The following is a 19,291-nucleotide window of genomic DNA, read 5'->3' as shown; positions in this document are numbered from 1 at the left end:
TCATGGCTGCAACCGGAGAAGTCCTGACTCCTCAGGAATATATCTCCCACCATCTGACCCATCTGCAAGTAGGGTCTGGGTTCTGGACAGTGAATATCGACTCTATGATATTTTCTGTTCTGTTGGGCACCCTGTTTATCTGGTCGTTCCGTCGAGTCGCCGTCAAGGCCACCAGCGGCGTACCGGGTAAACTTCAGTGCTTCGTGGAGATGCTGGTCGAGTTTGTGAATAGTAACGTCAAGGACATCTTTCACGGTCGCAACAAGGTCATCGCACCTTTGGGGCTGACGGTGTTTGTGTGGATCTTCCTGATGAACTTCATGGATCTGATCCCCGTTGACTTTATCCCTCACGCTGCACAATTGATGGGTGTTCCCTATCTGCGTGTGGTTCCCTCTGCTGACGTTAACATCACCATGTCCATGGCTTTGGGCGTGTTCTTCTTGATCCTGTATTACAGCATCAAGGTCAAGGGTATCAAAGGGTTTGTGAAGGAGCTGACACTTCAGCCTTTCAATCATCCTGCGGCCATCCCTGTTAACTTCATCCTTGAAACCGTCACGTTGATTTCCAAGCCAGTCTCTCTGGGTCTGCGACTGTTCGGCAACATGTATGCTGGCGAACTGATCTTTATCCTGATTGCGGGTTTGTTACCCTGGTGGTCACAGTGGATCCTGTCCGTGCCTTGGGCAATTTTCCACATACTGATCATCACCTTGCAGGCATTCATCTTCATGGTTCTGACCATCGTCTATCTGTCGATGGCGCAGGAAGACCATTGATGATGCAACTCAAATAACACCTTTTTAAACAACCAATTACCAAAAAATAAATGGAGATCCTCATGGAAAACTTGAACATGGACCTGCTGTACATGGCTGCTGCTTTGATGATGGGCCTGGCCGCGATCGGCGCCTCCATCGGTATCGGTATCCTGGGTGGTAAATTCTTGGAAGGCGCTGCTCGTCAGCCGGATCTGATCCCTGTGCTGCGTACCCAGTTCTTCATCGTGATGGGTCTGGTTGATGCGATCCCGATGATCGCCGTTGGTCTGGGTCTGTATGTGATGTTTGCGGTTGCCTAAGTCGTTACGACTCACGCAGAACCCATTAACTAACTTAAGAGGAAATCGGCTGTGAATATCAACGCCACCCTCCTCGGCCAAGCAATCGCTTTTTTCTTCTTCGTAGTATTTTGCATGAAGTACGTATGGCCGCCGCTGATTGCAGCCATTGAAGCCCGCCAGAAAGAAATTGCTGACGGCTTGTCTTCCGCAGAACGCGCCAAGAAAGATCTGGATTTGGCCAAGGCCAATGCCACCGATCAGCTGAAAGAAGCCAAGCGCCAGGCTGCTGAAATCGTTGAACAGGCTAACAAACGTAAAGCCCAGATCATCGATGAAGCGGCAGTTGGTGCCCAGGCAGAGCGGGAGAAAATCCTGGCTCAAGGCCGTGCCGAGCTTGAAGCTGAACGTCATCGTGCCACAGAAGAACTGCGCAAGCAGGTTGCTGCTCTTGCCGTCGCCGGCGCAGAGAAGATCCTGGCACGTCACATCGACCAGGCTGCCAACAGCGACATCGTCGACAAACTGGTAGCAGAACTGTAACGGGAACGGGGCTATGTCTGAACTGACTACAATCGCTCGCCCCTACGCCAAGGCTGCTTTCGAGTTTGCCGTTGAGCACAAGGCGGTTGACCAGTGGCTCGGGATGCTCGGTTTCGCGGCGCAAGTCGTGGAGAACGAGACAATCCACTCCCTGGTAAACGGCTCTGTGGCTGCCGAAGAACTCGCAAATCTGTTTGTGAGTGTCTGTGGTGAGCAACTCGACGAGCATGGCCAGAACCTGATGCGGGTGATGGCTGAGAATGGTCGCTTGGGTGTGCTGCCGGCGGTCGTGACCGAATATGTATTGCTCAAGGCTGAACTCGACAAAGAGATTCAGGCTGACGTCATTTCGGCCCATGTACTGACCGACCAGCAGAAGGCCGCTATTCAGGCTTCTCTGGAGCAACGTCTCGCACGCAAAGTGAAGCTGAATTGCAGCATGGATGCGTCCTTGATGGCCGGAGTGCTCATCAAGGCCGGAGATCTGGTTATCGACGGTACTGTCCGCGGTAAGCTGGATCGCATGGCCGACGCGCTGCAATCTTGATTGGGGTATTAGAGCATGCAACTGAATTCCACTGAAATCGCCGAGCTTATCAAGCAGCGCATCGCGCAGTTTGATGTTAAGAGCGAAGCGCGCAACGAAGGCACCATCGTCTCTGTGAGCGACGGTATCATTCGTATCCACGGTCTGGCCGATGCCATGCAGGGTGAAATGATCGAGCTGCCGGGTAACCGCTTCGCTCTGGCATTGAACCTGGAGCGTGACTCCGTTGGTGCCGTGGTCATGGGTCCCTACGCCGATCTGGCCGAAGGGATGAAAGTAAAAGGGACTGGCCGCATTCTGGAAGTGCCGGTTGGTCGTGGTCTGTTGGGCCGGGTGGTCAACACCCTGGGTCAGCCTATCGACGGTAAAGGTCCTATCGACAACGACGGCTTCTCGCCGATCGAAGTTATCGCACCGGGCGTTATCGAGCGTAAGTCTGTTGACCAGCCTGTCCAGACCGGCCTGAAAGCCATCGATGCCATGATCCCTATCGGTCGCGGCCAGCGTGAGCTGATCATCGGTGACCGCCAGGTAGGTAAGACCGCCATCGCCATCGACACCATCATCAACCAGAAAGACTCTGGCATTAAATGTGTGTACGTCGCGATTGGCCAGAAGGCCTCCACCATTGCCAACGTGGTGCGCAAGCTGGAAGAGCACGGTGCTCTGGCCAACACCATAGTGGTGGTTGCCTCTGCCTCCGAAGCTGCCGCCCTGCAATACCTGGCGCCTTATGCCGGTTGCTCCATGGGTGAGTACTTCCGTGACCGCGGTGAAGACGCGCTCATCATTTATGATGACCTGTCCAAGCAAGCGGTGGCCTACCGTCAGATCTCCCTGCTGCTGCGCCGTCCGCCAGGACGCGAAGCTTACCCAGGCGACGTCTTCTATCTGCACTCCCGTCTGCTCGAACGCGCTTCCCGCGTCAACGTCGAGTACGTCGAGAAGTTCACCAAGGGTGCCGTGACTGGCCGGACCGGTTCTTTGACCGCGTTGCCGATCATCGAAACCCAGGCCGGTGACGTGTCAGCCTTCGTTCCGACCAACGTGATCTCCATCACCGATGGTCAGATCTTCCTGACCACTCAGCTGTTCAACTCCGGTATTCGTCCGGCGGTTGACCCGGGTATCTCCGTATCCCGAGTGGGTGGCGCGGCTCAGACCAAGATCGTCAAGAAATTGTCCGGTGGTATCCGTACCGCGCTGGCCCAGTACCGCGAGCTGGCGGCCTTCGCCCAGTTCTCCTCCGATCTGGATGAGGCGACCCGCAAGCAGCTGGACCACGGCCAGAAGGTAACTGAGCTGATGAAGCAGCAGCAATACTCCCCGATGAGTGTGGCTGCCCAGGCTCTGGTGCTGTTCGCCGCCGAGAAGGGCTATCTCTCCGACGTCGAAATCGCCAAGATCGTCGATTTCGAAGCCGCTCTGCTCTCCTACGCCAATAACCAGCATGCTGAGCTGATGGCAGACATCAACGCCACAGCCGACTACAACGACGCGATCGTTGGCAAGCTGACTGCGTTGCTGGATGACTTCAAAGCAACCCAGACCTGGTAAGCGAGTGTGGCAGCGCAAGCTGCCACCTGAAGGAGAGTAAGAGATGGCCGGCGCAAAAGAGATACGTACCAAGATCGGGAGTGTGAAGAACACTCAGAAGATCACCGGCGCTATGGAAATGGTGGCAGCAAGCAAGATGCGCCGTGCGCAGGAACGCATGTCTGCCAGCCGTCCGTACGCTGAAACCATGCGCAAGGTGATCGGCCATATCGCCCAGGGGAACTTGGAATACAAGCACCCCTACCTCATGGAACGTGAGGTCAAGCGAGTGGGTTACATCGTCGTCTCCACCGACCGTGGCCTGTGTGGGGGTCTGAACATCAACCTGTTCAAGGCTGCCCTCAATGAGATGAAGGATTGGAGCGCGAAAGGTGCCAAGGTTGACCTGGCACTGATCGGTAACAAAGCTTCCGGCTTCTTCCAGCGGCATGGTGCCAAGGTGCAAGCCCACGTCTCCGGACTGGGTGACAACCCGAGCGTCAATGACCTGATTGGTTCAGTCAAGGTCATGCTGAAGGCTTACGACAACGGTGAGATTGACCGTCTGTACCTGGTGTACAACAAGTTTGTAAACACCATGGTGCAACAACCCCGAGTCGATCAATTGCTGCCTTTGCCCGTAACAGAAGACAGCAAGCTCGCCAAGAAACACCATTGGGATTACCTCTATGAGCCGGATCCCAAGCAGCTGCTGAACACCTTGTTGATTCGCTATGTCGAATCCCAGGTGTACCAGGGCGTGGTGGAAAACTTGGCCAGCGAACAGGCGGCCCGAATGGTTGCCATGCAAGCCGCGACTGACAACGCCGGTAACCTGATTAACGATCTGCAACTGGTGTATAACAAGGCCCGTCAGGCCAGTATTACCCAAGAGCTGACAGAGATCGTATCAGGCGCTGCTGCGGTGTAAGGCAAGGGTTATCAAAGGTTTAGAGGATTTGACATGAGTAATGGTTTCATCGTCCAAATCATCGGCGCTGTGGTGGACATCGAGTTCCCGCAGAATGCCGTACCCAAGGTGTACGACGCAGTTAAAGTCGTCAGCGAAGGTCAAGGCCAGGGTCTGGTGCTGGAAGTTCAGCAGCAGATCGGTGGCGGTGTCGTACGCTGCATCACCATGGGTTCCTCCGACGGTCTGCGTCGTGGGTTGGAAGTAGTTAATACCGGCAAGGCAATCCAGGTACCGGTTGGTACCTCGACCCTGGGCCGCATCATGAACGTACTGGGCGAACCCATCGATGAGAAGGGTCCGATCGGCGAAGAAGAGCGTTGGTCCATCCACCGCGAAGCCCCCAGCTACGAAGAACAGTCCAACAGCAACGATCTGCTGGAGACCGGCATCAAGGTTATCGACCTGGTTTGCCCGTTCGCCAAGGGTGGTAAAGTGGGTCTGTTCGGCGGCGCCGGTGTCGGCAAGACCGTCAACATGATGGAACTGATCCGTAACATCGCGATCGAGCACAGCGGCTACTCAGTATTTGCCGGTGTGGGCGAGCGTACCCGTGAGGGTAATGACTTCTACCACGAGATGATGGAGTCCAACGTACTGGACAAAGTCTCCCTGGTTTACGGTCAGATGAACGAGCCGCCCGGAAACCGTCTGCGCGTGGCGCTGACCGGTCTGACCATGGCCGAGAAGTTCCGTGACGAAGGTCGTGACGTGTTGTTCTTCGTGGATAACATCTACCGTTACACCTTGGCCGGTACCGAAGTATCCGCACTGCTGGGCCGTATGCCGTCCGCAGTAGGCTACCAGCCGACCCTGGCCGAGGAGATGGGTGTTCTGCAAGAACGTATCACCTCCACCCGGACCGGTTCCATCACCTCCGTACAGGCCGTTTACGTCCCTGCGGATGACTTGACTGACCCGTCTCCGGCGACCACCTTCGCCCACTTGGATGCGACCGTCGTTCTGTCCCGTCAGATCGCGGCGCTGGGTATCTACCCGGCCGTTGACCCGCTGGACTCCACCTCCCGTCAGCTGGATCCGCTGGTGGTTGGCAAGGAGCACTACGACACCGCTCGTGGCGTTCAGACCGTACTGCAGCGCTACAAAGAGCTGAAGGACATCATCGCCATCCTGGGTATGGATGAACTGTCAGAAGAAGACAAACTGACTGTATCCCGTGCCCGTAAGATCGAGCGTTACTTGTCCCAGCCGTTCTTCGTGGCAGAAGTATTTACCGGTTCCCCGGGCAAATACGTGCCGCTGAAAGAGACCATTCGTGGTTTCCAGGGCATCCTGAAAGGCGAGTATGACGATCTGCCTGAGCAGGCGTTCTACATGGTTGGCGGTATCGACGAAGTCGTCGAGAAAGCCAAGAAACTGTAAGCCTCGATAGGAGGACCCATGGCTGAGATATCCTTTCACCTGGATGTGGTGAGCGCAGAGGGCAAACTGTTTGCCGGCCGTGTTCAGACCGTACAGGTTTCAGGCTCCGAAGGTGAGCTGGGTATCCACCACGGTCACGCGCCGCTGCTGACTGCCATCAAGCCGGGCCTGGTCCGCTTGATCAAGCAAAATGGTGGCGAAGAGGTGATGTACGTCTCCGGCGGCATGCTGGAAGTACAACCCGAAGCCGTGACTGTGCTGGCCGATACCGCAATTCGTGCCGACGACCTGGATGAGGCGAAAGCCCAGGAAGCCAAGCGTCGTGCCGAGGAGCGGATCAACAGCTCCCATGGTGACATCGATTACGCCCAGGCCGCTACCGAGCTGGCCAAGGCGATGGCCCAACTGCGGGTTATCGATATCGTCAAAAAGAATTACCGTTAATAGCGGTGATGCAAAAAGCGACCTTCGGGTCGCTTTTTTTTTATCCGTTCGATAGACTCCGCCGAGTATTTTCTCAAGTTTCAAAGGCTAGCTATGTCCCTCAATGTCGTGATCCTGGCTGCGGGTAAAGGCACCCGCATGCGCTCCGTACTGCCCAAGGTGTTGCACCCTGTCGCCAACAAACCCATGGTGTCCCATGTCATCGAGACCGCCCGCCAGATAGGTGCCGAGCAGTTGCATCTGGTCTATGGCCACGGCGCCGAGTTGTTGAAGGAGCGGATTGCCGCCCCGGACTTGAATTGGGTGCTTCAGGCCCAGCAGCTGGGTACCGGCCACGCCGTCGCCCAGGCCATCCCGTTCTGGCAGGATGAAGACGACGTGCTGGTGCTCTACGGCGATACCCCGCTGATCCAGCCAGAGACCCTGCAACGGCTGCTGGCCGCCAAGGCCGATGACGGCATGGCGCTGCTGACCGTGGTGCTGGACAACCCGACCGGCTATGGCCGCATCGTGCGCGAGCAGGGTCAGGTAGTCGGTATCGTCGAGCAGAAGGATGCCAACGCCGAGCAGCTCGCCATCCGCGAGGTGAACACCGGCGTACTGGTGGCCAATGGCGCCCAGCTGAGGGGCTGGCTCTCCCGCCTGGACAACAAGAACGCCCAAGGGGAGTTCTATCTGACCGACGTCATCGCCATGGCCCATGGGGATGGCTGCCCCATCGCCGCCGTCCACCCGGACAGCGCCATGGAAGTGGAAGGGGCCAACAACAGGGTGCAGCTGGCGGCATTGGAGCGCAGCTATCAGCAGATGCAGGCCGAGAAGCTGATGATCGCGGGCGTCACCCTGATCGATCCTGCTCGCTTCGATCTGCGCGGCACGCTGGAGATCGGCGAAGAGGTGGTGATTGACGTCAACGTCATCATCGAGGGCAAGGTGAAGCTCGGCAACCATGTGAGCATCGGGGCCGGCTGCGTGCTGAAAGATTGCGAGATTGGCGATCATACCGAAGTGAAGCCCTACTCCGTTATCGAGGGTGCGCAGGTGGCGGATCAGTGTTCGGTCGGCCCCTTTGCCCGTCTGCGACCAGGTGCCGTGCTGGAGCAAGATGCCCATGTCGGCAACTTCGTCGAGATGAAGAAGTCCCGGCTCGGCGTTGGTTCCAAGTGTGGTCATTTGACCTATCTGGGAGATGCCGACGTGGGGGCCAGGGTGAACATTGGCGCTGGCACCATTACTTGTAATTATGATGGGGTGAACAAGTTCCAGACCATCATAGAGGATGATGTCTTCGTCGGCTCCGATACCCAGCTGGTGGCGCCGGTGCGCATCGGCAAGGGCGCGACCCTGGGTGCTGGCTCCACCATCACCAAGAATGTGGCCGAGCACGAGCTGGTGATCACCCGGGTGCCCCAGCGCCATATTCAGAACTGGGCGCGCCCGGTCAAGAAGAAGTGATGCCCAATCAATCCCTATCTATGAAATAAAGGAAACCGGCGCCTTGTGGCGCCGGTTTTTTTATGGCTCGCGCCCGGAGTTGCCCATGACGCTATACCAATCCAGTTTGCGAGTGAGCACCATGAGCAGCGCCAATACGGCGAACAGCAACAGGGCACCGAGTAGTAACGCGCTCTGCTGTGCCTGCAACAGGCCATAGAGGGTGGCATAGACCATTCCCAGCAGGGCCGCGAAGCCGAGCCCTTGCTTCAGGCCCCTCAGCACATGGCTCAGGTAAAAGCCATTGAGCGCCACACTGGCCAGGCTCGCCAGCAGGTAAGCCAGGGCGAAGCCCAGGTGTTCGGTCAGTGCCAGCAGCAGCAGATAGAAGATAACCAGTCCCATGCCGACCAGGGCGTACTGGATCGGGTGCACCCGCAGCCCCTTGAGCAGCTCGAACATAAAGAAGCTGATGAAGGTGAGTCCGATGAACAGCAGGGCATATTTGGCGGCCCGCTCATTGAGCCGGTATTGATCCACTGATTGCACCAGATTGACACTGAAGGCGGGCAGGGTGTCTTCCCTGCCACTCATGCTGCGCAAGAAACGGGTCTCCATGTCGGTCGCGAACCAGCTCGTCTGCCAGCTGGCATTGAAGCCAGCCTCATCCAGTTTGCGACTGTCCGGCAGGAAGTCACCGACGAAGTTGGGATGCGGCCAGTTGCCGCTCAGTTGCAGTCTGCTCTCCCGACCGAGGGGCACCAGCTCCAGGCTGTTCATGCCCTGCAAGTGCAGCTCGATATGGAAGTTGCCCTGTTCGCCCGGCAAGGCGTCGAGCGGCGCGTGAATGCCAGCCTGACCCTCTGTGAGCAAGGCGCCGGGAACGAAGGGGATGCGGCGTTCTCCCAGTTGCAACACGGGGACGCTGTTGATGCCACGGGCGTCGGACAGCACTAGGCTCAGATAGGGTTTACCCGCCACCAGCGCCGGATCTGCGCCGTCAAAGAGCAGGTCCGGGTTGCTGGCCAGCAACGGCTTGTCCGCCAGGGTATCGGGCAGATGGCCGGAGAGGGTGAGCTTGGTGTGATAGAGCTGCGCCTGATAGATGCCGAGTTTGCGCGGGGTGACCACCATGCTGGCGCGCATCTCCAGCTGTTCCGGTAACAGATAGCGGTAGAGCCGCTCCTGGCGCACGAAGCGCTTGCCATCCTGCTCCACGGTGACGGCGCGGCTATAGGGTTGTACCAGAACAGGCCCCAGCAGCCGCTGCGGACCGCTGCTGCTGGCCATCATGCTGTCGATGGCTTGATGCTGATAGCGCTGGCGTTCGTGATTGAGATCCAGAATCGACTGCACCGGCAGCATCAACAGCAGGCCGAGCAGCAGTAGCAGGAAGAGCTTGTGGGTGATTATCTGTTTGACCATGACGGGCTCCTTGTTATCGGAGGTCAGTGTGTCCTGGCTGGGTGAAGGGGAGGTGAGCCTCTGTGAAGTGAGGGTGAAGGGCGATAAAAAAAACCGGCGCCCTGGCGCCGGCTGGAGTGAATGAGGCCGCGCTCAAGTGGACTGGGACAACCCCATTTGCCCGCCGCGAACCGCGCTTGTCATTGCTTGAGCTTGTCCGGCAGGGCGGCAAAGAGCTCCTCTTTGGCGCGGACTGAGGCGAACTGCTTGCCTGGTTTGTCCAGTACGGTATGGACGAAGATGCGGGTCTGATCTCCCTTGCTGGCCCAGCCGACGAACCAGCCAATGGGACGCTGTCGGTCCAGGCTCCCATCGGCCTGCTTGAAGTAACCCATACCGGTCTTGCCGTATACTTGCCAGCCGTCGATGTCGGGCTGACGCATGATGGCGCTGGTGTGGCGTACCGCGTCGGCGGCGACGGGCAGTTTGCCGCTCACCAGCTTGCCGAGGAAACTGGCCTGCTCGAGCGGGCTGATCCCCAGCGATGAACTGAGCCAAGCCTGGGTCAAACCATCCTGCTTGCCCGGATTGCCGGCGAGATCCCGGTTGCCGTAGTCGAAGTGGTCGACGTACTGCTGGAAGCGGGCTTCTCCCAGCCACTCGGTGAGACGCTGGGAGTACCAGATCACCGAATGGTCCATCCAGCGGCTCGGAGTGGTGGTCTCGCGCCAGGCGGGCAGGAAGTCTGCATCTCCGGCCTTGAACGGCAGGGCTGGCAGTTGTTCATCGACCAGAAAGCCACTGTCATAACCCATCAGTGCCAGCGGGATTTTGAAGGTGGAGGCGGGGGGCAGGCGCTGGCTGCACTCTCCCTGCTGGGACAAGGGCTGGCCGGTGCCATCGGCAAACAGCCAGCAGCCAGCCGCACTGGCGGGCACACTGAACAACAGGCTGGCGGCAATCAGGCCGGGCAACAGGATTCGGGACATTCGGGTCTCCTTGATTCGACAGGGCATGGCCCCATGTGCCCGGAATGGCGGCATGGGGGGCACCAGCTTAGCGCCGCTCTGTGTGGTCAGTGTGAAGTCCATATGAATCATGTTGTGCCGCTGGTGGGCAGCCAGAGTTCGGCCAGCACTCCGCCTTGTTTCCCGTTGTGCAGCGTCAGGCTGCCCCCATGTTGGCGCGCTACCTCGGCGGCGAAGCTGAGTCCTATGCCACTGCTCTTGGCGCCGTTTGGCCTGGGCAGAGAGTAGAAGCGCTCGAAGATGCGCGGCAGGGCGAAATCCGGGATACCCGGGCCCTGATCCTTGACCCGGAAACGGTAGCCATCCGGTGTCGGCTCTCCCTCTATCGCCAGCAGGCCAGCGGTTGGGCTGAAGTCGAGGGCATTGTCGATCAGGTTGCCCAGGGCCTGTCCCACCAGCAAGGGATCCCAGTGCTGTGGCCGGGCCGGTTTCAGGCTGCGGCTGAGAGTGATGTTCCGTCGATCGGCCACTATCTGGCGCGCCGCCGCGACCCCTTCGCCGAGTGATGATGGTTCCACCGCCTGCCGTTCACGATCCTGACCCGATTCGAGGCGAGCGAGCTGCAACATACGCTCGATCAGCTGCTGCATGCGGGTCGTCTCCTGATTGATGTTGCCAATGAAACGGGTCGCGACTTGCGGAGGGGGGGCCTCCGCCAGCAGCTCCCCCGCCCCACGAATGGCCGCCAGGGGGCTCTTGAGCTCATGGGTCAGGCTGTGGACGTATTGCTCTATGTAACTCTTGCCATCGAGCTGGCGGCGCATGGTCTCGAGGGAGCGCCCCAACCTGTCCAGCTCCAGGCTGTATAAATGGGGCAACTGGGCAGGCTCGCCCTGGCTGACGGCCTGGGCATAGGTTTCCAGCTTGCGGATTGACCTGTTTAGCCACCACACCAGCAAGCCGCCAATGAGCAGGGCGATGAGCAACATGAGGGCGGCAGCCTGCAAGAGCTGGCGCTCCCCACGCTCTATCATCGGCAGCAGGGTATGGTTGGGTTTGGCAACCGTAAGGGAACCGAGAATCTCATCCCCTTCGCGCAGCGGCGCCGCCACATGCATGACCGAGCTGGCGGGATCGTCCGGGGTGCTGCGGGTGCTGCGGGCGCCATATTGACCGCGCAGGGTCAGATGGACATCATTCCAGCGGGAGTAATCTTTGCCCAGATCCCGCCCCGAGGAGTCGTAGAGCACTTTTCCTTTTGCATCAACAACATAGATACGGTACTCGGTCTGCTGCTTGAGGTGGCCATCGATCACGGCATTGATGGGCCTCTGATTGAGGCGGGCGAAGGCATGAGCCAGTCGCCCATTGGCCATCTTGCCCTCCTGCAAATCAGCCAGCGCCAGGGGGGCCAGTATCTGTGCCATGTCGACCAGCGTATCTTCGGCGGCGCTGCGCACCCCCGGCTTGATCTCTTCGACGAAGATCTCCAGTACAAACCAGGCGGCCAGGGCGAAGATGAGCAGCAATCCGGCCAGCAGTTGCAATCCAATTCTCATGCTGGTTTCCGATGATCGGGTGCTATCCGATTAGGTCTCATATTTGTCCCAGATTGCACCGCTGTTGCCGTTCAATGGGTCATGTTTCATGCCAGCTCCAGGCTGTAGCCCAGCCCCCTGTGGGTCAGGATCAGATTGGCATCAGGGTCCCGCTCCCTCAGCTTGGCTCTCAGGGTCTTGATGTGGGTATCGACGGTGCGATCCAGGCTCTCTTCGGCCCCGCTCCACACCAGGTCCATCAGCTGCTGGCGGGAGTAGACCCGGCCCGGCGCCTGCATGAGCGTCTTGAGCAGCAGGTATTCGTAGCGGGTGAGCGCCAGCGCCTGACCCTGAAAGCTGATGCGGGCCCTATCCTCGTCCAGTTGCAAGCCGCTGGTCTGTGAGGGGGGCTGTCGCCCGCTGCGGCGCAATATGGTGCGAACCCTGGCACAGACTTCCCGTGGCGAGAAGGGCTTGGCCACATAGTCATCGGCGCCTATTTCCAGTCCAATCAGCCGGTCAATCTCCTCACTGCGAGCGGTGAGGAACATCAGCGGGGTATCGCAGCTGGCCCGGACCCGCTTGCACAACTCGAAGCCGTTGATGTCGGGCAGGCCCACATCCAGGATCAGAAAGTCAGGTTGGGTCTGTGCCAATCTCGCCAACATGGTCTCGCCCAAGTTGAACCAGGTTACTTCGAACCCCTCGGTCTGCAACGCATAGATCAGGGTGTCTGCTATGTTGGCCTCGTCTTCTACCAACCATATCAATCTCTTGTGCATGGGATCCTCTCACTCTCTGCCGGTCTATTTTGGCAGCTAAGTGATGGGGATCCTATGTTGCCCGCTTGTTTTTCCCGCAAAGCTTGTTAATATTCCGCCATTCTTTCGGATCGAAACTTTATAATGACAAAACGAAACACACAGCAGCGCCGCCACACCATAGTGACTCTGGTGCAAGAACAGGGTGAAGTGAGCGTCGATGCCCTGGCCAAGCACTTTGCCACCTCGGAAGTGACCATCCGCAAGGATCTGGCCGTGCTGGAGACCGGCGGTCTGTTGCTGCGTCGCTACGGGGGGGCGGTGCCGCTACCGAGCGAGATGGTAGTGACGGATAACCCGGAGCAAGTTTCGAAACGAAAGCTGGCCATCGCCCGCGCGGCCGCCGAACGGATCCGCGATCACAACCGCATCATCATCGACAGCGGCAGCACCACCAGTGCCATGATCCCCATGCTGAGCAACAAGCGCGGCCTGATCGTGATGACCAACTCCCTCAATGTGGCTGGTGCCCTGCGCGAGCTGGAAAACGAACCTACCCTGCTGATGACCGGCGGCACCTGGGATCCCCACTCCGAGTCCTTTCAGGGCCAGGTGGCGGAACAGGTGCTGCGCTCCTATGACTTCGACCAGCTGTTCATTGGTGCCGATGGCATAGATCCCGAGCGGGGTACCACCACCTTCAACGAGCTGGTGGGCCTGTCCCGGGTCATGGCCGAGGTCTCTCGGGAAGTCATCGTCATGGTCGAATCAGAAAAAATAGGCCGCAAGATCCCCAATCTGGAGTTGCCCTGGGCACAAATTCATACCCTGGTGACTGACGAAGACTTGGCCGATGAAACCCGGCAACTACTCGAATCCAAAGGGGTGACGCTGATCTGCGCTCCCCTCGCAGGCTGATGTTCGCCTGCCTACCCCATTGTTAACAATTCAAGTGTAAGGAGAAGTCTATGTGTGGCATCGTCGGGGCCGTGGCCCAACGTGATGTAGCGGAAATTCTGGTCGAGGGACTGCGTCGTCTCGAGTATCGCGGCTACGACTCCGCCGGTGTGGCTGTGTTCAGCAGCGAGCATCCGCTGCAGCGGGTGCGTCGTCTGGGCAAGGTCGCCGAGCTGGCCAAGGCGCTGGACGAACAATCCGTGCATGGCGGTACCGGCATAGCCCACACCCGCTGGGCGACTCATGGCGAGCCTTCCGAGCGCAATGCCCACCCCCACGTCTCCGAGCATATCGTGGTGGTGCACAACGGCATCATCGAGAACCACGAAGAGCTGCGCGCCGAGCTGCAGGGGCTGGGCTATGAGTTCACCTCGGACACCGACACCGAAGTGATCGCCCACCTGGTAAACCACGAACTGAAATCCGCCCCCAGCCTGCTGGTGGCCATGCAGGTGGCGGTGAAGCAGCTGCGCGGCGCCTATGGCACCGTGGTGATGGATAGCCGTGACGACAGCCGCGTGGTGGTGGCCCGCTCCGGTTCCCCCCTGGTTATCGGCCGCGGCATCGGCGAGAACTTTATCGCTTCCGATCAGATGGCGCTGCTGCCGGTGACCCGTCGTTTCATCTTCCTGGAAGAGGGCGATGTGGCCGAGGTGACCCGCCGTGACGTGCACATCTTCGATGCCAACGGCAATGCGGTGGTGCGCGAAGAGCTGGAATCCGAGCTCTCCCATGATGCCGGTGACAAGGGTGAGTATCGCCACTACATGCTCAAAGAGATTTATGAGCAGCCCAAGGCCATCACCAACACCCTCGAAGGCCGTCTTGGCAGCGATCATGTGGTGGTCGAGTCGTTCGGCAATGGTGCCCGTGCCATCTTCGATCGGGTCGAGCACATCCAGATCATTGCCTGCGGTACTTCCTACAACTCCGGCATGGTCGCCCGCTACTGGTTTGAAGAGATCGCTGGCGTGTCGTGCGATGTGGAGATCGCCTCCGAGTTCCGCTATCGCAAGTCGGTGGTGCGTCCCAACAGCCTGCTGGTGACCCTGTCCCAGAGCGGCGAGACCGCCGATACCCTGGCCGCCCTGCGTCTGGCCAAGGAGTCTGGTTACATGAGCTCGCTGGCCATCTGCAACGTGCCGGGTTCCTCCCTGGTGCGTGAATCGGATCTGGCTTTCATGACCCGGGCCGGTACCGAGATAGGGGTGGCCTCCACCAAGGCATTCACCACCCAACTGGCCGGACTGCTGATGCTGGTGACCGCCATCGGTCATTGCCGTGGCAACCTGAGCGCCGCCGCCGAGGCCGATCTGGTCAAGGCGCTGAAAACCCTGCCGCAGCGTATCAATGAGAGTCTGGCGCTGGCCAAGGAGATTGAAGTTCTGGCCGAAGAGTTTGCCGACAAGCACCACAGCCTGTTCCTCGGCCGTGGCAGCCAGTACCCCATCGCCATGGAAGGGGCGCTCAAGCTCAAGGAGATCTCCTACATCCATGCCGAAGCCTATGCCGCCGGTGAGTTGAAACATGGCCCGCTGGCGCTGGTCGATGCCGAGATGCCCATCATAGTGGTGGCACCGAACAACGATCTGCTGGAGAAGCTCAAGTCCAACGTTGAAGAAGTGCGCGCCCGTGGCGGCATTCTCTATGTGTTCGCCGATGCGGCTGCCGGTTTCAAGAGCGATGAGACCATGCGGGTGATGAACCTCAGCCATGTCGAGGAGGCTATCGCCCCCATCGTCTACACGGTGCCGTTGCAGCTGCTCTCCTACCATGTCGCCCTCATCAAGGGCACGGACGTGGATCAGCCTCGCAACCTGGCGAAATCTGTGACAGTGGAATAAGTCATGGTCTGGAATGAAAAAGAGCCGCATTGCGGCTCTTTTTGTTTTCCTGTCCGGCTAGGAGAGCCGCAGGTTGGTGATAGTCACATCGGTCAGGGAGGGCACTATGATGCCGCTGGAAATCCCCTTGGCGATGGCCTGGCTGCGGTTCTTGGAATCCGTCTTGTTGGTCACCTGGTTGAGGTGAAAATTGACGGTCCGTTCACTGATGCCGAGTATGGCGGCGATCTCCCAGGACGTTTTACCCTCGCTGGCCCAGAACAGGCACTCCTTCTCCCGATCCGACAGCTCGGTCAGATACTTCATCAGATCCGGTCTGGCCTTGATGAGGGTCAGGGCTGAATTGAAGATATAGCTGGCACAGAAGGAGAGCATGGGCACGTTGTCGAACATCAGCTCGGAGTCGGATTTTTCCTTGGTAATAAAGGAGAGGATGCCGTGTTCACCCTGCGGGGTGTGCAATGGAAAGGAGACACCGTTGCGAACGCCGAAGTCGGCGGCCAGGTTCATCACCTCCTGGCTGGCGCTGGGCAGCCAGGGTGAGGTGCAATCGAGCTGGTTCCAGAAGATGGGTTGGGTCTGCTTCAGGCCCAGGTGCACCACCGGATCCTGAGTCAGGAACTGCTTTTCCGTATAGGCATTGAACCAGCTGGTGGGACAGTTGTTGAACAAGGCGACGTGGGACTTTTGCATGCTGATGGGAAAAATAATCAGCAAACGAAAATAATCGAAGCCCATCTGGTGGCTGAACCGTTCCAGAAGCTGCTGGATGTCGCTTGTTTTCTTGGCCTTGGTGAACCTGTCTATGTGTTCCCATATGGCGTCGTTAAACATTTTCTTCTCCTTTTTCGACCTCTATCTTGCTGATCGAAAAGATATTTTTTAGTTATAAATTTGGTGTTGCTTCTACCAACGCCAGTAGATCCCGTGTTTGTCTAAAAATTATCCTGTTTTTTTCCCCCCAGGCCAAGGACTGATGTCGATTGCTACTGCTCCCATGATTTGAAATAATGAGAATAGTTATCATTGATAAGATTCATGTCATGAACAAGTTATGGTGTCTGGCCCTGTTGCCATTATCGATCTCCTTGTCAGTTTCAGCCGATGAACTGGTCAAGCCTGCCCTCAAGGCAAGCATTGCCGCCGGGCAAGCGTCCCAGCAGCGGGTTGAGAAAGCGGCCGATGCCGCCCTCGCCGCCCGCCAGGAGCTGCAGAGTGCCGAGCTGCAACTGCGCGATCTCGAGGCTTACAACAGCTATATGCACGCTCTGGTCGCCGATCAGCGCAAGGAGCTGGCTCGCCTCAATACCCAGCTTGGTGCGGTGGAAGAGACCCGTCAGGGCCTTATCCCCTTGATGCTGCAGATGCAGAGCGATCTGGCGGCGCTGGTAGCAGATGACATTCCGCTGCGCATCGATGAGCGGTTGTCACGGATACAGGGGTTGAAAGCGACCCTGGCCCGCAGTGACGTGAGCGAGGCGGAGAAGTTTCGCCAACTATTGCAGGCCTATCAGATAGAGGCTGAATACGGTAATCGGCTCGATGCCTATATGGCAGAGCTGACCCTGGATGGCGCGCCGCGCCGGGTAGAGGTGCTGGCCGTGGGCCGGGTGGCACTGCTCGCCATGACGGCGGATCACAGTTTGGCCTGGCGCTGGTCGGCGCAACAAAAAGCATGGCTGGCACTGGATGAGCGGTGGCTGAGCCCGCTCGGCGATGCCTTTGCCATGGCGAAAGACAAAGGCATCCCCCAGTTGTTGCAACTGCCGCTCTCCGTGGCCCTGCAGGAGACCCAATCATGAAACAGCTTCCCCTTTTTGTGGTGCTGGTGCTGGGCATGACGCAGCCGGCTCTGGCCAATGAAGATTGGCAGGCTCAGGAGCAGGCCCGTGAACAACAGGCGAGTCAGGCTCTGGGTGAGGTCAGCAAGACCCTGGCGAGCGCCCGTGCCCGGTTGAGTGCCGCCCAGCAGCAGAGCAAGCAACTGGCGGGCGAGTTTGCCGACAATGAGAAAAAACTGGGGGAATTGAAATCCCAGTGGCAACAGGCGGCCAGCGACATGGACGAGGTCTTTGCCGTGGCCCGCCAAGGTGCCAAGGACGCGACCAGGCTACTTGGTGGCTCGGCGCTTCAGGGTCAATATGGCGATCGTTTACAACCCTTGCAGCAGATGAGCAAGGAGCAGGATGTGCCGGATCGCACCGCCCTGGCCCAGTTGCCGGCCCTGCTGATGCAAGAGATTCAGGGATCTGGCCAGATTGCGCGCTTCGAGACCAATGTGTTGGACGGTCAGGGCGCCGCGAGTCGCCAGCCGGTGACCCGCATCGGCAGCTTCATGCTGCTGGGGCAAGCCGGTTTGCTACAGGTAGAGGCCGGTGGCCTGGCCCCTGTGCTCGACCTGCCCGTCAATCTCAATAGTGCCGCCAATGCTTACCAGGGGCAGGAGGGCGAGGCCGTACCGCTCGATCCCTCCCACGGTGTCTTGCTTGCCATGCAGGCCCAGGCACCCAGCTTCTGGCAGCAGTTGCAGCAGGGGGGCAAGGTGGGCGCCATCATAGTGCTGCTGGCCGTGATTGGCCTTGGCATCGCTGCGGTGCGACTCTGGAGCCTCTCTCGCGAGCTGGGCCGGGTGCGCCGTCAGTTGGCCAGCGGTGATTATCATGCGGACAATGCCCTCGGCCGGGTACTGCTGGTGGCGGACAAGCACCCGGAGATCCCCATGGAGACCCTGGAGCTGAGGCTGGACGAGGCCATCCTGCAAGAGACGCCACGGCTCGAGCGAGGCCTTGGCATGGTCAAGGTGATCGCCGCCCTGGCGCCCATGCTGGGGCTGCTCGGCACAGTGACCGGCATGATAGGCACCTTCCAGGCCATCACCCAGTTCGGTACCGGCGATCCCAAGATCATGGCGGGTGGCATCTCGATGGCCCTGATCACCACCGTCATGGGGCTGGTAGCCGCCATACCGCTCATCCTCTCCCATAGTCTGCTGCAGTCGCGCTTCGTCGAGCTCTCCAATGTGTTGGAGCAGCAAGTGGCCGGCATCTTGGCCGAGCGTGCCGAAGGAGAGATGCGGGAAGGGCGCGCGGCATGATGCTTGACATCTGGCATCAGTTGCAGAGCTTCATGGGCCGAGGTGGCCCAGTGCTCTGGGTCATACTGGCCATGCTGGCGCTGATGTGGGTCCTGATCATCGAACGGCTGCTTTACCTCAATCTGGGCTACGGCGTATTGCAGCGCCGCCTGCAAGCCGACTGGCAGGCCAGGGTGGAGCAAAGCAGCTGGCACGCCCGCGCCATCCGTGGTCGCTGGCTGGCTCAGGTCGAGCTGGAACTTGGCCGTCATCTGATCCTCATTCGCACCCTGGTCGTGCTCTGCCCCATGTTGGGGTTGCTTGGCACAGTGACCGGCATGATAGGGGTGTTCGACACCCTGGCGGCGGCCAACCGCTTTAATCCAGAGAGCATGGCGGGCGGCATTTCCCGCGCTACCATACCCACCATGGCGGGTATGGTGGTTGCCTTGCTCGGCGTATTGTTACTCAGTCGTCTCGACAGCAAGGCCAAACGTGCCTTGGCACAAACCCGGGACGGACTGCGCGAAGAGAAGGTATTACCATGAGACGCCAATCCAAGCGCGTGCGTGATGAAGTGCAGATCGACATGACCCCCATGCTCGACATTGTCTTCATCATGCTGATCTTCTTTATAGTGACTACCTCCTTCGTGCGTGAAGCCGGGCTTGAGGTCAATCGTCCCCAGGCGAGTCATGCCAAGGCCCAGAAGTCGTCCAGCATCATGCTGGCCATCGGCGAACAGGGTCAGATCTATCTTGATCGCAAGGCGGTTGACATAGAGCGGGTGCAAGCCAGTCTGGCACGGATGCTGGCCGAACAGCCC

At 58.9% G+C, this 19,291-nt stretch carries 20 protein-coding genes (1 of these 20 running past the window's edge); 15 read left to right on the top strand and 5 right to left on the bottom strand.

The window, feature by feature from the left end:
• The first annotated feature begins 2 nt into the window (after positions 1-2).
• The 9 genes from atpB (at position 3) to glmU (ending at position 7,941) form a co-directional block, all read left to right on the top strand.
• Complete coding sequence (atpB, locus tag ACSMDR_RS20545; protein WP_005893177.1) at positions 3-782, top strand: F0F1 ATP synthase subunit A; 780 nt, start codon at positions 3-5, stop codon at positions 780-782.
• Between the two features lie 62 nt (positions 783-844).
• Complete coding sequence (gene atpE, locus ACSMDR_RS20540) at positions 845-1,084, top strand: F0F1 ATP synthase subunit C (protein WP_005893179.1); 240 nt, start codon at positions 845-847, stop codon at positions 1,082-1,084.
• A 51-nt stretch (positions 1,085-1,135) separates the two neighbouring features.
• Positions 1,136-1,606, top strand: a complete 471-nt coding sequence (gene atpF, locus ACSMDR_RS20535) for a F0F1 ATP synthase subunit B (protein ID WP_005893182.1) — start codon at positions 1,136-1,138, stop codon at positions 1,604-1,606.
• Between the two features lie 13 nt (positions 1,607-1,619).
• Positions 1,620-2,153, top strand: coding sequence for a F0F1 ATP synthase subunit delta (atpH, locus tag ACSMDR_RS20530; protein ID WP_005893184.1), 534 nt, complete (start codon positions 1,620-1,622; stop codon positions 2,151-2,153).
• Positions 2,154-2,168: 15 nt separating this feature from the next.
• Positions 2,169-3,710 (top strand): F0F1 ATP synthase subunit alpha, encoded by a 1,542-nt coding sequence (gene atpA / locus ACSMDR_RS20525; RefSeq protein ID WP_005893188.1) that lies wholly within the window; start codon positions 2,169-2,171, stop codon positions 3,708-3,710.
• Between the two features lie 43 nt (positions 3,711-3,753).
• Positions 3,754-4,620, top strand: coding sequence for a F0F1 ATP synthase subunit gamma (gene atpG / locus ACSMDR_RS20520; RefSeq protein ID WP_005893190.1), 867 nt, complete (start codon positions 3,754-3,756; stop codon positions 4,618-4,620).
• Between the two features lie 33 nt (positions 4,621-4,653).
• Positions 4,654-6,042, top strand: coding sequence for a F0F1 ATP synthase subunit beta (gene atpD, locus ACSMDR_RS20515; RefSeq protein WP_005893192.1), 1,389 nt, complete (start codon positions 4,654-4,656; stop codon positions 6,040-6,042).
• Positions 6,043-6,060: 18 nt separating this feature from the next.
• Positions 6,061-6,486: a F0F1 ATP synthase subunit epsilon gene (locus ACSMDR_RS20510; RefSeq protein WP_005893194.1), complete on the top strand. Its 426-nt coding sequence runs from the start codon at positions 6,061-6,063 to the stop codon at positions 6,484-6,486.
• 93 nt (positions 6,487-6,579) lie between these two features.
• Positions 6,580-7,941, top strand: coding sequence for a bifunctional UDP-N-acetylglucosamine diphosphorylase/glucosamine-1-phosphate N-acetyltransferase GlmU (gene glmU / locus ACSMDR_RS20505; RefSeq protein WP_436469522.1), 1,362 nt, complete (start codon positions 6,580-6,582; stop codon positions 7,939-7,941).
• Between the two features lie 60 nt (positions 7,942-8,001).
• Here glmU and creD read toward each other — a convergent pair whose 3' ends face one another.
• The 4 genes from creD to blrA all read right to left on the bottom strand — a co-directional run bounded on the left by creD (position 8,002) and on the right by blrA (position 12,612).
• Entirely contained in the window at positions 8,002-9,345 is a 1,344-nt protein-coding gene (gene creD / locus ACSMDR_RS20500; protein ID WP_436469521.1) for a cell envelope integrity protein CreD, read from the bottom strand.
• A 179-nt stretch (positions 9,346-9,524) separates the two neighbouring features.
• Complete coding sequence (blaOXA, locus tag ACSMDR_RS20495; protein ID WP_005893202.1) at positions 9,525-10,313, bottom strand: class D beta-lactamase; 789 nt, start codon at positions 10,311-10,313, stop codon at positions 9,525-9,527.
• Between the two features lie 107 nt (positions 10,314-10,420).
• Positions 10,421-11,851, bottom strand: coding sequence for a beta-lactam sensor histidine kinase BlrB (gene blrB / locus ACSMDR_RS20490; protein WP_436469519.1), 1,431 nt, complete (start codon positions 11,849-11,851; stop codon positions 10,421-10,423).
• A gap of 86 nt (positions 11,852-11,937) precedes the next feature.
• Positions 11,938-12,612, bottom strand: a complete 675-nt coding sequence (gene blrA / locus ACSMDR_RS20485) for a beta-lactam response regulator transcription factor BlrA (RefSeq protein ID WP_436469518.1) — start codon at positions 12,610-12,612, stop codon at positions 11,938-11,940.
• 123 nt (positions 12,613-12,735) lie between these two features.
• Here blrA and ACSMDR_RS20480 point away from each other — a divergent pair, with 123 nt between their 5' ends.
• Positions 12,736-13,509, top strand: coding sequence for a DeoR/GlpR family DNA-binding transcription regulator (locus tag ACSMDR_RS20480; protein WP_005893207.1), 774 nt, complete (start codon positions 12,736-12,738; stop codon positions 13,507-13,509).
• 50 nt (positions 13,510-13,559) lie between these two features.
• A complete protein-coding gene (gene glmS / locus ACSMDR_RS20475) occupies positions 13,560-15,392 on the top strand; it encodes a glutamine--fructose-6-phosphate transaminase (isomerizing) (RefSeq protein WP_436469517.1) in 1,833 nt (610 codons plus the stop codon).
• Positions 15,393-15,449: 57 nt separating this feature from the next.
• On the opposite strand, the gene ACSMDR_RS20470 is transcribed toward glmS, so the two are convergent.
• Positions 15,450-16,226 (bottom strand): helix-turn-helix transcriptional regulator, encoded by a 777-nt coding sequence (locus ACSMDR_RS20470; protein ID WP_436469516.1) that lies wholly within the window; start codon positions 16,224-16,226, stop codon positions 15,450-15,452.
• A gap of 209 nt (positions 16,227-16,435) precedes the next feature.
• On the opposite strand from ACSMDR_RS20470, the gene ACSMDR_RS20465 reads away from it, so the two are divergent.
• The 4 genes in view from ACSMDR_RS20465 to ACSMDR_RS20450 are tightly spaced (each overlapping or abutting the next) and all read left to right on the top strand, a layout consistent with a single transcriptional unit that may run on beyond the window.
• Positions 16,436-17,194: a DUF3450 domain-containing protein gene (locus ACSMDR_RS20465; RefSeq protein WP_436469515.1), complete on the top strand. Its 759-nt coding sequence runs from the start codon at positions 16,436-16,438 to the stop codon at positions 17,192-17,194.
• Positions 17,191-18,486 (top strand): MotA/TolQ/ExbB proton channel family protein, encoded by a 1,296-nt coding sequence (locus ACSMDR_RS20460; protein ID WP_436469514.1) that lies wholly within the window; start codon positions 17,191-17,193, stop codon positions 18,484-18,486. The genes ACSMDR_RS20465 and ACSMDR_RS20460 overlap by 4 nt, the downstream gene beginning before the upstream one ends.
• Complete coding sequence (locus tag ACSMDR_RS20455) at positions 18,483-19,013, top strand: MotA/TolQ/ExbB proton channel family protein (RefSeq protein ID WP_436469513.1); 531 nt, start codon at positions 18,483-18,485, stop codon at positions 19,011-19,013. The genes ACSMDR_RS20460 and ACSMDR_RS20455 overlap by 4 nt, the downstream gene beginning before the upstream one ends.
• Positions 19,010-19,291 carry the 5' portion of an ExbD/TolR family protein gene (locus tag ACSMDR_RS20450; protein ID WP_005893222.1) on the top strand. Its footprint extends 120 nt past the window's final position, so 282 of the gene's 402 nt are visible here — the first part of the coding sequence; it begins with the start codon at positions 19,010-19,012; the stop codon falls past the right edge of the window. The genes ACSMDR_RS20455 and ACSMDR_RS20450 overlap by 4 nt, the downstream gene beginning before the upstream one ends.

This window comes from Aeromonas molluscorum (assembly GCF_051376105.1).
Taxonomy (GTDB): Bacteria; Pseudomonadota; Gammaproteobacteria; order Enterobacterales; family Aeromonadaceae; genus Aeromonas; species Aeromonas molluscorum.
The sequence above is the reverse complement of the archived record's forward strand: the minus strand, read 5'-3'. Positions and strand labels throughout refer to the sequence as shown.

Bases quoted from the DNA above. Each gene is read 5' to 3' on its own strand.
- atpB (WP_005893177.1), top strand. From the start codon at position 3: ATGGCTGCAACCGGAGAAGTCCTGACTCCTCAGGAATATATCTCCCAC.
- atpE (WP_005893179.1), top strand. From the start codon at position 845: ATGGAAAACTTGAACATGGACCTGCTGTACATGGCTGCTGCTTTGATG.
- atpH (WP_005893184.1), top strand. From the start codon at position 1,620: ATGTCTGAACTGACTACAATCGCTCGCCCCTACGCCAAGGCTGCTTTC.
- atpA (WP_005893188.1), top strand. From the start codon at position 2,169: ATGCAACTGAATTCCACTGAAATCGCCGAGCTTATCAAGCAGCGCATC.
- atpG (WP_005893190.1), top strand. From the start codon at position 3,754: ATGGCCGGCGCAAAAGAGATACGTACCAAGATCGGGAGTGTGAAGAAC.
- atpD (WP_005893192.1), top strand. From the start codon at position 4,654: ATGAGTAATGGTTTCATCGTCCAAATCATCGGCGCTGTGGTGGACATC.
- ACSMDR_RS20510 (WP_005893194.1), top strand. From the start codon at position 6,061: ATGGCTGAGATATCCTTTCACCTGGATGTGGTGAGCGCAGAGGGCAAA.
- glmU (WP_436469522.1), top strand. From the start codon at position 6,580: ATGTCCCTCAATGTCGTGATCCTGGCTGCGGGTAAAGGCACCCGCATG.
- creD (WP_436469521.1), bottom strand. From the start codon at position 9,345: ATGGTCAAACAGATAATCACCCACAAGCTCTTCCTGCTACTGCTGCTC.
- blaOXA (WP_005893202.1), bottom strand. From the start codon at position 10,313: ATGTCCCGAATCCTGTTGCCCGGCCTGATTGCCGCCAGCCTGTTGTTC.
- blrB (WP_436469519.1), bottom strand. From the start codon at position 11,851: ATGAGAATTGGATTGCAACTGCTGGCCGGATTGCTGCTCATCTTCGCC.
- blrA (WP_436469518.1), bottom strand. From the start codon at position 12,612: ATGCACAAGAGATTGATATGGTTGGTAGAAGACGAGGCCAACATAGCA.
- ACSMDR_RS20480 (WP_005893207.1), top strand. From the start codon at position 12,736: ATGACAAAACGAAACACACAGCAGCGCCGCCACACCATAGTGACTCTG.
- glmS (WP_436469517.1), top strand. From the start codon at position 13,560: ATGTGTGGCATCGTCGGGGCCGTGGCCCAACGTGATGTAGCGGAAATT.
- ACSMDR_RS20470 (WP_436469516.1), bottom strand. From the start codon at position 16,226: ATGTTTAACGACGCCATATGGGAACACATAGACAGGTTCACCAAGGCC.
- ACSMDR_RS20465 (WP_436469515.1), top strand. From the start codon at position 16,436: ATGAACAAGTTATGGTGTCTGGCCCTGTTGCCATTATCGATCTCCTTG.
- ACSMDR_RS20460 (WP_436469514.1), top strand. From the start codon at position 17,191: ATGAAACAGCTTCCCCTTTTTGTGGTGCTGGTGCTGGGCATGACGCAG.
- ACSMDR_RS20455 (WP_436469513.1), top strand. From the start codon at position 18,483: ATGATGCTTGACATCTGGCATCAGTTGCAGAGCTTCATGGGCCGAGGT.